The organism is Thioalkalivibrio sp. ALE23, from assembly GCF_000378545.1.
Taxonomy (GTDB): Bacteria; Pseudomonadota; Gammaproteobacteria; order Ectothiorhodospirales; family Ectothiorhodospiraceae; genus Thioalkalivibrio.
The window spans coordinates 149,268-161,899 of record NZ_KB900032.1 but is presented as its reverse complement, the minus strand read 5'-3'; the positions used below and the strand labels follow the sequence as shown (position 1 = coordinate 161,899).

Annotated in this window: 12 protein-coding genes; 4 read left to right on the top strand and 8 right to left on the bottom strand. The window is 67.3% G+C overall.

Features of this window, described 5'->3' with window-relative positions:
• Nucleotides 1-41: 41 nt before the first annotated feature.
• Complete coding sequence (locus F573_RS0104455; protein WP_038033188.1) at nt 42-1,439, bottom strand: pitrilysin family protein; 1,398 nt, start codon at nt 1,437-1,439, stop codon at nt 42-44.
• A gap of 55 nt (nt 1,440-1,494) precedes the next feature.
• Between F573_RS0104455 and ftsY the strand changes: the two genes are divergently transcribed.
• The 4 genes from ftsY (at nt 1,495) to rpoH (ending at nt 5,123) form a co-directional block, all read left to right on the top strand.
• On the top strand, nt 1,495-2,499 hold the full coding sequence (ftsY, locus tag F573_RS0104450; protein WP_019021596.1) for a signal recognition particle-docking protein FtsY: 1,005 nt from the start codon (nt 1,495-1,497) through the stop codon (nt 2,497-2,499).
• A gap of 7 nt (nt 2,500-2,506) precedes the next feature.
• Nucleotides 2,507-3,184 carry a cell division ATP-binding protein FtsE gene (ftsE, locus tag F573_RS0104445; RefSeq protein ID WP_019021595.1) on the top strand — a complete coding sequence of 226 codons (678 nt, stop codon included), beginning with the start codon at nt 2,507-2,509 and terminating at the stop codon, nt 3,182-3,184.
• Nucleotides 3,181-4,110 (top strand): ABC transporter permease, encoded by a 930-nt coding sequence (locus tag F573_RS0104440; protein WP_019021594.1) that lies wholly within the window; start codon nt 3,181-3,183, stop codon nt 4,108-4,110. The genes ftsE and F573_RS0104440 overlap by 4 nt, the downstream gene beginning before the upstream one ends.
• Before the next feature lie 143 nt (nt 4,111-4,253).
• The gene (gene rpoH / locus F573_RS0104435) at nt 4,254-5,123 is read left to right on the top strand and encodes an RNA polymerase sigma factor RpoH (protein WP_019021593.1); all 870 of its coding nucleotides are present in this window, start codon (nt 4,254-4,256) and stop codon (nt 5,121-5,123) included.
• Nucleotides 5,124-5,394: 271 nt separating this feature from the next.
• On the opposite strand, the gene ccoS is transcribed toward rpoH, so the two are convergent.
• The 7 genes from ccoS to ccoO all read right to left on the bottom strand — a co-directional run bounded on the left by ccoS (nt 5,395) and on the right by ccoO (nt 12,630).
• Complete coding sequence (ccoS, locus tag F573_RS15545; protein ID WP_019021592.1) at nt 5,395-5,670, bottom strand: cbb3-type cytochrome oxidase assembly protein CcoS; 276 nt, start codon at nt 5,668-5,670, stop codon at nt 5,395-5,397.
• A gap of 53 nt (nt 5,671-5,723) precedes the next feature.
• Nucleotides 5,724-8,213: a heavy metal translocating P-type ATPase gene (locus F573_RS0104420; protein WP_019021591.1), complete on the bottom strand. Its 2,490-nt coding sequence runs from the start codon at nt 8,211-8,213 to the stop codon at nt 5,724-5,726.
• Between the two features lie 39 nt (nt 8,214-8,252).
• Nucleotides 8,253-9,080 (bottom strand): FixH family protein, encoded by an 828-nt coding sequence (locus F573_RS0104415; protein ID WP_019570138.1) that lies wholly within the window; start codon nt 9,078-9,080, stop codon nt 8,253-8,255.
• A 90-nt stretch (nt 9,081-9,170) separates the two neighbouring features.
• Nucleotides 9,171-10,577 carry a cytochrome c oxidase accessory protein CcoG gene (gene ccoG, locus F573_RS0104410; RefSeq protein ID WP_019021590.1) on the bottom strand — a complete coding sequence of 469 codons (1,407 nt, stop codon included), beginning with the start codon at nt 10,575-10,577 and terminating at the stop codon, nt 9,171-9,173.
• Nucleotides 10,578-10,723: 146 nt separating this feature from the next.
• Nucleotides 10,724-11,653, bottom strand: a complete 930-nt coding sequence (gene ccoP / locus F573_RS0104405) for a cytochrome-c oxidase, cbb3-type subunit III (protein WP_018869083.1) — start codon at nt 11,651-11,653, stop codon at nt 10,724-10,726.
• A complete protein-coding gene (locus tag F573_RS0104400; protein WP_018869082.1) occupies nt 11,650-11,871 on the bottom strand; it encodes a cbb3-type cytochrome c oxidase subunit 3 in 222 nt (73 codons plus the stop codon). Before F573_RS0104400 ends, ccoP begins: the two co-directional genes overlap by 4 nt.
• Before the next feature lie 24 nt (nt 11,872-11,895).
• The gene (ccoO, locus tag F573_RS0104395; protein ID WP_018869081.1) at nt 11,896-12,630 is read right to left on the bottom strand and encodes a cytochrome-c oxidase, cbb3-type subunit II; all 735 of its coding nucleotides are present in this window, start codon (nt 12,628-12,630) and stop codon (nt 11,896-11,898) included.
• Between the last annotated feature and the right edge of the window lie 2 nt (nt 12,631-12,632).

Here is a 12,632-nt window from a genome sequence, read left to right as displayed (position 1 = left end):
CGCCGCGCACAGCGCCGCCAGCACCACTCCCGTCCAGCGAATCACAGGTCACCTCCATATTCGGCGGCCGGTTCCTCCGACTCGCGTTCATCCAGCGGCAGCGGATCCAGGATCCCCACCGTCAGGGTCTCCGGCACCAGATATTCCTGCGCGACGCGACGCACATCCTCCGCGGTGACCGCGCGCACCCGCTCGACGAAGGCGCCCAGCTCACGCCAGCCGATGCCGACCGTCTCCAGCATCGCCAGCTGCGACGCCTGCGCATGCACCGAGTCGCGGCCGTAGACCTCGGACGCCACGACCCGCGCCTGCACGCGTTCCAGTTCATCTTCGCCCACCGGCTCCTCGCGCAGGCGCTCGATCTGCTCGCGCAGGGCGGCCTCCAGTTCCCCGGGATCGGTGTCCGCCGCCGGCACCCCGCCCAGCATGAACAGCCCGTCACGGCGGGTGAACGGGCTGTAGCTGGCCGACGCGGAGCCGGCGATCTCGCGGCCGCGCTCCAGCTCGCGGGCGAGCCGCGAGGCCTCGCCGGAGGACAGCACCCCCTCCAGCACCAGCAGGGCATAGGCATCGTCCGGCTCTTCCAGCGAATTCAGCGACGGCGCCTTCCAGCCCATCATCACGTAGGGCAGTTCGGCCGGCACCTGTACGGTGATGCGCCGCTCTCCGGTCTGCTGGGGTTCGCTGCGCGCCGGGCGTTCCCCGCCCGCGCCGGCGGGGATGTCGCCGAAATGGCGTTCGGCGGCAGCCGCCACCGCGTCCGCGTCGACGTCCCCGACCACCGCGACCACCGCGTTATCCGGGGTGTACCAGGTGTCGTACCAGTCCTGCAGGGCCTCCACGCTGTACTCGTCGATGTCGCTCATCCAGCCGATCACCGGCTGGCCGTAGGGATCGGCATGGAAGGCCGTGGCCATGAACGCCTCGCGCAGGCGCGCGTTGGGCCGGTCCTCGACGCGCTGGCGCCGTTCTTCGCGCACCACCTCGCGCTCGGGCAGGAATTCCTCCTCGGTCAGGCGCAGGTGCTGCATGCGCTCGGCCTCCATCTCCAGCAGGGTCTCCCAGTGGTCGCTGCCCAGCAGCTGGTGATAGCCGGTGTAGTCGCGCCCGACAAACGCGTTCTCGCGACCACCCAGGCGCGACACGACGCGCGAGAATTCACCGGGCTCGAAGGCCTCGGAGCCGCGGAACATCATGTGTTCCAGCATGTGCGAGATGCCGGTGACCCCGCCGTATTCGTCGGCCGAGCCCACGCGATACCAGATCTGGGTGGAAACCACCGGCGCCCGCCGGTCCTCCAGCACCAGGACGGTCAGGCCGTTGTCCAGACGGGTCTCGACAACATTGTCGGTGATGGACCCGGATGCCGCGGCGGGAGCCGCGAACAGGGCCGTCAGGCAAAACAGCAACGGGGCCAACCCCGGGACGTGAACACGCATTTTGCGCTCCTGCCTCGTGCTAGGATTGTGCATCTCTCAACAGACCTCTCCGGGCATGTTCGGTTTCCGCAAAAAGAAAAAGTCCGAAGACTCCGCGAACGACGCGACACCGGCCGCCGAGGAAAAACCGGCGCGCAGCGGGTGGTTCCAGCGCCTGCGCCAGGGCCTGTCCAAAACCGGCCAGGTGCTCAACGCCGATCTCGGCAGCCTGTTCCGCCGGCGCATCGACGACGAGCTCTTCGAGGAACTGGAAGAGCGCCTGCTGATGGCGGATGTCGGCCTGGAAGCCACGCAGAAGATCATGGACCGAATCACCGGCGAGGTGAAGCGGCGCGAGCTCGACAACGCCGAAGCGCTGATGGACGCGCTGGAAAACGCGATGATCGAGGTGCTGGAACCGGTCTCCGAACCGCTGACCCTGCCCGATGATCCGGGGCGGCCGTTCTCCATCCTGGTGGTGGGCATCAACGGCGCGGGCAAGACCACCACCATCGGCAAGCTGGCCCATCACTTCCGCGCCGACGACTTCTCCGTGATGCTGGCCGCCGGCGACACCTTCCGCGCCGCGGCGGTGGAACAGCTGCAGAATTGGGGCGAACGCAACGAGGTGTCGGTGATCGCCCAGGGCACCGGCGCCGACTCCGCCTCGGTCGTCTACGACGGCCTTCAGGCCGCCACCTCGCGCGGCATCGACGTGATGATCGCCGACACCGCCGGGCGCCTGCACACCCAGACCAACCTCATGGACGAAGTACGCAAGGTCAAGCGGGTGATGGGCCGGCTGGATGCGCAGGCCCCGGACGAGGTCCTGCTGGTGGTGGACGGCGGCACCGGGCAGAACGCCCTGAGCCAGGCGCAGCAGTTCCACGAGGCGCTGGGCCTGACCGGCATCGTCGTCACCAAGCTGGACGGTACCGCCAAGGGCGGGATGATCTTCGCCCTGGCGGAACAGCTGGGCGTCCCGGTGCGTTTCATTGGCGTGGGCGAGAAGCCCGAGGACCTGCAGCCCTTCGACGCCCGCAGCTTCGTACGGGCCCTGCTCGGCCGGGACGACGACTGACCCGTCGATGATCTTCCTGCAGCGCGTCACCAAGCGGTTCGGCTCCCGCTCCGAGGCCCTCAGTCAGGTCAGCCTGAAGATCGACCCCGGGGTGATGGCGTTCATCACCGGCCCGTCCGGGGCGGGCAAGAGTACCCTGCTGCGCCTGATTGCCGGGCTGGAACGTCCGACCCGTGGCCGCCTGCGGGTCAACGGCTTTGATCTCGATCAGCTCTCCGCGCGCGACATCCCGCAATTTCGCCGCAGCATCGGACTGGTATTCCAGGATCACCGCCTGCTGTATGACCGCCCGGTGTACGACAACATCGCCCTGCCGCTGGAGATCATGGGGTACCGGCGACCCGAGATCCGCCGCCGGGTGCGCGCGGCGCTGGACAAGGTGGGCCTGCTGCAGCGCGAAGGGGCACGGCCACAGACCCTGTCGGCCGGGGAACAGCAGCGGGTCGGGATCGCCCGCGCGATCGTCCACCGCCCGGCCCTGCTGCTGGCGGACGAGCCCACCGGGAACCTCGACCCGGCGCTGTCGCGCGAGATCCTCGCCCTGTTCGCCGACTTCAACCGCATCGGCATGACCGCGCTGGTCGCCTCGCACGATCAGGATCTGGTCGAACGCATGCCGCACCCGGTGCTGCATCTGGAAGACGGGCGCATCGAGGCCCGCGCGCGCCAGGAGGCCGGCGCATGAACCGCGCCCGGGCCCTGCGCGACCGCCTGGGCGCGTGGCGCGAGGCCCACGCGGACGCCGCGCGGCGCAGCCTCGCACGGCGGCTGCAGGCCCCGGTCATGTCGCTGATCAGCATCGCGGTGCTGGGTTTCATCCTCGCGCTTCCTGCATTCCTGTGGGTCCTGCTGGACAATGCGCGGGCACTCTCCGCTCACGTCGACCATGAACCGCGCATCGCGGTCTATCTGGAAGCCGGCGAGTCCGACGCACTGCAGGAGCAGGCCCGGGAGCTGGAGCGGCTCGCGGATGTCGGCCGCGTGACGGCCATCCCGGCCGAACGCGCCCTCGAGGACTATCGCGCCGACCTGGCCGACCCGGCCCTGCTCGACTGGATGGACGGCAACCCCCTGCCGGACACCCTGGACGTGGTGCCGCAGCGCAGTGATCCGGAAACGGTCACGCGCCTCGAGACGACCCTGGCGGAGCGTTTCCCCGACGCTACGCTGGTCAGCGATGACGAGTGGGTGCGCCAGCTCAACGCGCTGTACCAGCTCGGTGCGCGGGTCCTCACGATCGTCGCCGGCCTGCTGGGCCTGGGTGCCCTGCTGGTGCTGGCGCTGGCCAGCGCGTCGGAACTGCGCGAGCGGCGCGAGGAGATCACCATCGCGCGGATCAGCGGCGCAACCCACCGTTTCCTCCGCCGACCATCGCTCTACGGCGGCATCTATGGCGGGCTGGGCGGCGGGCTGTTCGCCGTGCTCCTGCTCTACCTCGGCACCTGGCAGGCGCGCGAACCGCTGGAGTCGGCCGCCGGGGCATTCGACATCGACTACGCGCTGCGACTGCCGGGACCGGAAGTCGCGCTTGGCATCATCACGGCGGCGGTGCTGCTCGGCTGGGCCGGCGCGCGCCTGGGCAGCGGCCATGCCCTGCGCGATGCCCCCTGAATCTCCGCAGGTGAATCCCCGCGCAGCCGGCTGGCTTGAAATACGGGCCGGACACCCCATATTCCGGAACTCTTGCGGGGTTTAGCACTCCAAGGAATCGAGTGCTAAGGTTGAAACGGTTACGAACGGAGGGATGCGAATCCATGAGTCAGGCACTGATGCCCCATCGCGCGGACATGCCCGTCCCGGTGGGCGATCTCAATCATTACATGCAGGCGGTATCGCAGATCGAGGTGCTGGACGTCGAGCAGGAGCGCGAACTGGCGCTGGAACTGCACGAGCGCAACAACCTCGAGGCCGCCCGCAGCCTGATTCTGCACAACCTGCGGTTCGTGGTGCACGTGGCCCGCGGCTACAAGGGCTACGGCCTGCCGCTGGGCGATCTGATCCAGGAAGGCAACGTGGGCCTGATGAAGGCCGTGCGGCGTTTCGACCCGCACCAGGGCGTGCGCCTGGTCTCCTTCGCCGTACACTGGATCCGGGCCGAGATCCACGAGTACATCCTGCGCAACTGGCGCATCGTGAAGGTCGCGACAACCAAGGCGCAGCGCAAGCTGTTCTTCAACCTGCGCAGTGCCAAGCAGCGCCTGGGCTGGATGAACCGCGAGGAGGTGTCGGCCGTGGCCGAGGACCTCGGCGTCAGCGAGGCGGAAGTCTGGGAGATGGAGAACCGCCTGGCCAGCCAGGACACCAGCTTCGACCCGCTGCCCGAAAGCGATGACGAGGAGCGCGCGGCCCTGGCGCCGGCACAGCGCCTGAGCCTGGAGGACATGAGCGACGATCCCGCCCGGATGGCCGAGGAGGCCGACTGGGAGGCGCATTATCGCTCGCGCCTGGGCGAGACCCTGGAAGGCCTGGACGAGCGTTCGCGCGACATCCTGATGCGCCGCTACATGGGCGAGCAGAAGGCCACGCTCCACGAGCTGGCGGCGGAATACGGGGTCTCGGCAGAACGCATCCGGCAGATCGAGAATGCCGCGATCCGCAAGATCCGTACGGCCTTCGCCCACTGATTCGCGGATTTGCGCCCTTTCGCAGGGGCCGTGATCGAAAAAGCCCCCGGCGATTCGCGTCGCCGGGGGCTTTTGCGTTAGCGGTCTTCCGGTGCTCCCTCAGCCGAAGAGGATCACCGAGAAGAAGCTGAACCAGGAGAAAATGATCAGCGCCGCCGTGAAGGTCAGCGGGAAATTCTCGAAGGTAAACCAGTTACGCATGACGGCACCTCAACATCCATTACGTTTTCGGGGGCAAGATTAAGCCGGTTCGGCGGCGGGCGCAAGGGGGTCAGCCGTTGCGCGCTCCCGAACCGGCCTCCTCCGGACTCCGGGAGGTCCGGGACTGTCCGTCGTCCTCATGCCGCTCTTTCTCCGCCCCGTCCCCGCCGGACCCGCTGGCCGGGGGCTGCGTGGGAATCCTGGGGTCATCGTCGTCCATCAGGATACGGTGGGCCGGCCCCTCGAGGTCATCGTACTGTCCGGAGCGGATCGCCCACAGCAACAGCAGTCCGACCACCAGGGCGAACAGCATGGCCAGCGGAATGAGCAGGTACAGGATGTTCATGCCTCCAGTGTACGGAGGCATCCGCGGGCGTCAAAACCCCGCGCGGGTACCGCTCAGGTCGAGTCACGCGGGCGCGGCGGCCGCAGGCGCAGGGCGTTGCCCACCACCAGCAGCGAACTGAGCGACATCCCCAGCGCGGCCAGCCACGGGGTCAGGATGCCGGAAGCGGCCACGGGCAGGGCCACGACGTTGTAGCCGATGGCCCAGATGATGTTCTGCCGAATCACGTGCCGCGTCGCCCCGGCCCGCTCGAACACGCCGGGCAGGCGGTCGAGGCGATCCGACAGCAGCACCAGGTCCGCGCGGGTGCGCGCGAGGCTGCTGCCGCCGCCCATCGCCAGGGATACGTCGGCCCCGGCCAGCACGGGAGCATCGTTGACCCCCTCGCCCGCCATCAGCACGCACTCGCCACGTGCCTGACGTTCGCGCACATGGGCCAGCTTGTCGTCCGGCGACAACCCCCCGTGGGCTTCCGCGATCCCGAGCCGCTCGGCGAAACTCGCTGCCGCCTCGGGCCGGTCGCCGGTCAGCAGGACCACCCGCAGGCCGCGGTCCTGCAGGGCCCGGACCGTGTCCGCGGCCTCGGCGCGCGGGGTATCCGCCAGCCAGAAGGTCGCCACCACCCGGCCATCCACCGCCAGCCACACCGGCGAGGCCAGCGGGTCGGGCGAGGTGTTCGGGCCGGTTGGCGGGACGGCGGGCATCAGCGACGCGCCGCCGACAGCGACCGGATGCCCGTCGATCGTGCCGGTCAGACCCTCGCCGGGGTGATTCTCGACCCCGGCCGCGACCGGCTGCCCGCCCGCCTCGGCGACCAGCGCGCGTGCCAGCGGGTGTTCGGAATGCCGCTCCAGAGCCGCGGCCCAGGCCAGCGCGCGCCCGGGATCGAAAGCGGGGTCATGTACCTCGGTCGCCACCCGGCGGGGCCGCCCTTCGGTAAGCGTTCCCGTCTTGTCCAGGCACACGGTGGTGACACCGGGCAGGGCCTCCAGCGCGGAGCCCCGGGTCAGCAGAACGCCGTCGCGCGTCAGGGTCCCCGTGGTCGCGGTGAGCGCCACCGGCGTCGCCAGGGCGAGGGCGCACGGGCAGGTCGCGACCAGCATGGCGACCATCACCCACAGGGCGCGGGCCGGGTCGATCAGGAAATACCAGACAAGCCCGGCCAGCAGCGTGAGGATCAGCACCGCGGCGACGAACCACCCGGTACCGGCCTCGGCCATGCGCGCGACCCGCGGCTTTTCGGTCTGCGCCCGATCCAGCAGTCGCTGGATCGCCGCCAGGGTGGTCTCCGCTCCGACCCGGCGCACCTCCACCACCAGCGGGCTCTCGACGTTCACCGTGCCTCCGACGACGTCGGTACCGGCACTGGCCGGGCGCGGCTCGGGTTCCCCGGTCAGCAGGGCCCGGTTCACCGTCGATCGCCCATCCACCACCACGCCGTCCGCAGGCACGGATTCACCCGGCCGCACCTGCACCCGATCGCCGGGCTCGAGCTCGGCCACCGGCACCGACTCGGTTTCACCATGGGCGGTGACCCGGCGTGCGATCGCCGGGACCAGACGATCCATGCGATCCACCGCTTCGCTCGCATGCTGGCGCGCCATCAACTCGAGGTAACGCGAGGTCAGCAGGAAGAAGACGAACATCACCACCGACTCGAAATAGACATGCTCGCCGGTGCCGGAGAACACCGCCCACACGCTCGCCAGGTAGGTCGCGATGATCGCGATGCTGACCGGCACGTCCATTCCCAGTTGTCGGTGGCGCAGGTCCCGCCACGCGCTCTGATAGAACGGAATCGCGGAGTACAGCACCACCGGTGTGGCGAAGATCGCGGCCACCAGGCGCATGAAATCGTTGATCGACTCGTGCTGCGGATCTCCCTCGCCCAGCCACAGGGCCACGGCGAGCATCATCACCTGCATCATGCCGAGCGCGGCAACCCCCAGGCGACGCAGGGCGAGCCCGCGTTCGCGCGCCAGAGCCTGTTCGCGCGTGCCGGGGTCGTAGGGATGGGCGCGATAACCGATGTCCCGGATCGCACGCAGGATATCGGACAGCGCCAGACGCTCGGGGTCCCAGGTCACCCGGGCCCGATGCGTGGAGTAGTTGACGCGAAATTCCTCGACGCCGTCCAGTGCCTGGACGTGGCGCTCGTTCAGCCAGACGCAGGCCGCACAGGTGATGCCCTCGAGGATCAGCGACGCCTCGCGACGTTCACCGGAGGCGGCCTCGCGCGCCGTCACGAACTGGCGCTGAACCGCCGGGGCGTCAAACAGTTCGAGTTCGCGCAGCTCGTCGGGGACGATGCTGTCGCCCGATGCGGCCGGCGGCGCGGTGCGATGATGATAATACGACCCCAGGCCGCGCTCGATGATCGCGCCCGCAACGGCCTGGCAGCCGGGGCAGCAGGTGGGGCGCCAGGTGCCCTCGAACTCCACCGGGTAGTCGGCACCGGGGGGCACCTCGAGACCGCAGTGAAAACAGTGCTCCTCCGGCGCCGCCTCCGACGGGGCCGGTTCGTTCACCGCATGCTGGCTCACGACAGGGTCAGACGCATGGCCTCATCGGGACCCGCGCCGTCAGCCCGAGTGACCGTGAACGCGCGTGTTCGCCTGCTGTTCGACCTGCGCCCCGTCGCGTTCGACGAAGAAGCGCAGGTCCCAGCGCCCGGCCTCGGGAAGGGCCACGTCGACCTCGTAGAATCCGTCACCGCGTTCGCGCATGGCGAAGGGCTGATCCTTGCGATGGTCGGCGAGCCAGAGGAAAGTACCCGTGACCTCTGCCCCTTCCAGAGGCCGGCCCTCGGCGTCGCGGACCTCGACCCGCAGGGTCTCGGTCTCCCCCTTGCGGGGCTCTCCCAGCCACCCCTGCCGGATCTCCCAGCCACGCGAGGCCTGTTCCTCCAGTTCGCTCATGCGATGTACCGCCAGCGCCTGGTCGCGGTCCTCGAAGCCGTCGACCAGCCCCGGGAACGCCGAGGTCACACGCTCCACGGGGGCGTCCGGCTCGGGCAGCAGGGTACCGATGAAACGGTCCGGCATGCCGTTGTGGGCGAGGGTAATCAGCACGGCCTGAACCGTCGCGATGATGGTAAAGAACCCGACGATCACCATCGGGGCCCAGTGCAAACGACCCACGTGGGCCTTGCCGGCGGCTGCCTCGGCCTCCTTCTGGCTGAACACGATCCCGAGCCCGTAAGGCACAATCACGTACAGCGCCAGATGGATGGCGAAGACATCGGCCCCCTGCCAGGTAAGGATGGAAGCCGGGATGAACACGAACAGCATGACCGCCACCACGACGGCAGCCGCATGATAGGCGCGCAGGCGCGTGAAGCGGTAGATCAGGAAGAACAGCAGCGCCAGGGCGGCACTGCCCAGGCCAAGGGTAATAACCAGGTTGCTCATGATGCCTTCAACGTCCACGGGGACGGGGTTGCGTCCGGTGTTTGCGAACCCCGGCGTATCCGTTTGCCGGGGTAGAGGTCCGCCCTCCGGTCAGCGTGCGTAGCTGAACTGGGAGCCGATCGTGTAGGGGTCGATCCGACCCTGACGATCCGTAATCACGAAGTCGAACGGGATCCGGGATCCGGAGGCATCCGCCGGGACATCGTAGCGCACTCGCGCCAGCACCGTCAGGCGTTCGCCCGGCTCCAGGCGGATGTCCGACACCTGCCCCAGATCCAGCGTGGCATCGTCCAGACCAGCGATTCCCAGTTCAAAGTCGAGCACTTCCTGACTCGTATTGTTCAGGCGGATCTCGTAGGAGTTCTGGATCTGGCCGTCCGACATCTGGACGTAGAGGGGCTGGCGGACCTGATTCACGTTGGCATCCATCGGCGGACGATCCAGGATGCTCGCCACCAGGGCCCCCAGGATGACCAGCATCACCGCCCCGTAACCCACGGTCTTCAGGCGGATCGGGTGCGTCTTGCCACCTTCCAGCTCGCGTTCCGAGGTGTAGCGGATCAGGCCGCGGGGCCAGCCCTGCTTGTCCATGATCGTGTCGCAGGCGTCCACGCACAGCGCGCAGTGGATGCACTGATACTGGAGACCGTCCCGGATGTCGATCCCGGTGGGACACACCTGCACGCAATAGCCGCAATCAATGCAGTCGCCGACGCCCGCCGCCTGGCGCTCCTCGCGCGTCTGAAGCCCCTTGACCGGTTTCGCCCGCCCTGCCGAACCTTCGCCGCGGTCCTCGTCGTAGGACACGATCATGGTGTCCTTGTCGAACATCACGCTCTGGAACCGCGCGTACGGGCAGATAAAGGTGCAGACCTGCTCGCGTGCCAGCCCCGCGGCCGTGTAGGTGGTGGCCGTGAGGATACCCGCTGTCACATAGGCCGCGAAGACGGCCTCGCCGACGAAGAACTGCTGCACGATGGTGGGCGCATCCCCCCAGTAGAGGACAAACCCCAGCCCGGTCGCGAACGCAACCAGCAGCCAGGAGGCATGCGTCGCGGCATATTTCAGGATCTTTTCGCCGTTCCATGGCTGCTTCGACAGCCGGATCCGCGCCGGCCGCTCGCCCTGGATCTTCCGCTCCAGGTACATGTACACGTCGGTCCACAGGGTCTGGAAACAGAAATAGCCGCAGAACACGCGACCGGCCAGGCCGGTCACAAAGAACAGAGTGACGGCCGCCAGCATCAGGAAACCGGCCAGCCAGAAAATATCCTGGGGATATACCACGAGATCGAACAGGAAGAACTGGCGACCCGGGATATCGAAGAGGATGGCCTGGTTGGGGCCGTACTCGCGCTCCCAGCGGATCCACGGAAGCAGGAAATAGACGCTGTAGGCGACGAGCAGGATACCGGTCTTGAGGTTGCGGAACCGCCCTTTAACCGAACGCGGATGGATCGGAATACGGGCTTCGTACATCGGCTGCTGTTCCGCCATCAATGCCTCCCGGGGAACGGCCCCGGATCAGGGACGCCGCAGGTCCGGTGTCCCATGGGATTTGAATCATTAACAGCTAATGCGGGTGCGAGGTCAAGAACCTCGCACCCATGCGGTCGGATATCGACGCGGCAGAGGCAGCGGGCTTACTGCCCGCCACCGAGGGAGTGCACGTAGGCCGTCAGGATCTTGATCTCTTCATCCGACAGCCGATCCGCGAAGGCCGGCATCTCGCGCTGGGCCCCGTTGCGGATGAAACGCGCGACCTGACGCTGACGCTCGCCATCGTCGGCGGCACCGTGGACGTCCACCAGACCCCAGATGTCATTGGTCAGGTTGGGCGCGCCCTGGGATTCGATCCCCTCGCCCCCGGTACCGTGGCACTGGAAGCAGCCGCCGTCATAGCCGGTGAAGACCCGCTCGCCCGCCTCGACCGCGGCCGGATCCATATCGTAGCCGTTCATCGACAGGACGAAAGCGGAGACGTCATCCAGCTGCTCGTCCGAAAGCCTGCCCCGGTAACCGGGCATGTAACCCAGGCGCCCCTGAACCAGGGTTTCTTCGATCTGCTCGACCGTGCCGCCCCACTTCCAGTGGTCGTTCCGCAGGTTGGGATACTGGCCGATCACGCCGGCACCGCCCACCTGATGGCAGGCCGCGCACCAGGTCCCGAAGGAACCCTGCGCGTAGGCGTTCACGAAGCTCATGGCATCCGCGTCCTGCAGGATTTCGGCGTACTCCATACCCGCAACCTGCTCCAGCATGTCGCGCTGGCGCACGGCGTACTCACCGGTCTGCATGTCCCGGTAGAACAGCGCACGGGTGTTCCAGTGCGTGGTGACCTCCTCGCCGTCCTGCTCGTAGGTCACCGAGGCCAGTCCCTTGGTAAAAGTGTCGCCGATCGGCCAGGCCGGGTAGAGGACCCAGTAGACCAGGGCGAACACGACCGTGGCGTAAAAGCCCCACAGCCACCAGCGCGGCAGCGGATTGTTGTATTCGGCGAGGTCCTGGTCCCAGACGTGACCGGTGGTTTCCACCTCACCCTGACCCGGTTTGCGATTGTCCTGTGTGCTCATTGCTCGTCACTCTCGGTTTTGTCACGCCGGGACGTCGTCGGCTCCCGATGTGAATCATCATCATCCAGAGGAATGTAGCGATACGTCTCGAATTTCCGTGCACGCCGGGGGTTGGCGAACAGATAGATCACCACCCCGACGAACGTGCTCATGAACAGGATCAGGGCCAGGGTCTTGCTGTTGCCCATGTCCTGGATCCATTCCCACAAACTCAGCATGACGGAATCGAGCTCCCTGACGGCTTACCGGAATTCGGCAAAGTGGCCGTCATCGTATTCACTGAAATCGACCATGGTTCCCAGAACCTGCATGTAGGCAACAATGGCGTCCATTTCGGTAATGGTGGCGCTGTTGCCGTCAAAGTTCTCGGCCTGGGCCTGTTCGATCAGGTTTTCCTCTGCCCGGTTGATGTCGAACATGCGGGCGTGTTCTTCGCCGTACTTCTCGACGTTACGCTCGTACTCCTCTTCCGTAAGGGAGTAAGGAACGCCCACCCGCCGCAGGGCAATCATCCGGTCCTCGAGGTCGGACATGTCCAGAGGCGTCTCCGCCAGCCACGGGTAACCCGGCATGATGGATTCCGGCACCAGCGACTGCGGGTCGATCAGGTGCTGGACCTGCCACTCGTTGGAGTACTTACCGCCCACCCGGGCCAGGTCCGGGCCGGTCCGCTTGGACCCCCACTGGAACGGGTAGTCGTACTGCGACTCGGCCGCCAGCGAGTAATTGCCGTAACGCAGCATCTCGTCACGGAAGGGCCGCACCATCTGCGAATGGCAGGCGTAGCAGCCTTCCCGGATGTAGATGTCGCGCCCCCGCTGCTCCAGCGGGGTATAGGGCCGGACGCCGTCCACCTCTTCGACGGTGTCGTCGATGTAGAACAGCGGGACGATCTCGACCAGGCCGCCGACACTGATGACGGCCAGAGTCAGGACGATCAGGAGTCCGGCGTTAGTCTCTACGCTTTCGTGCTTCATGA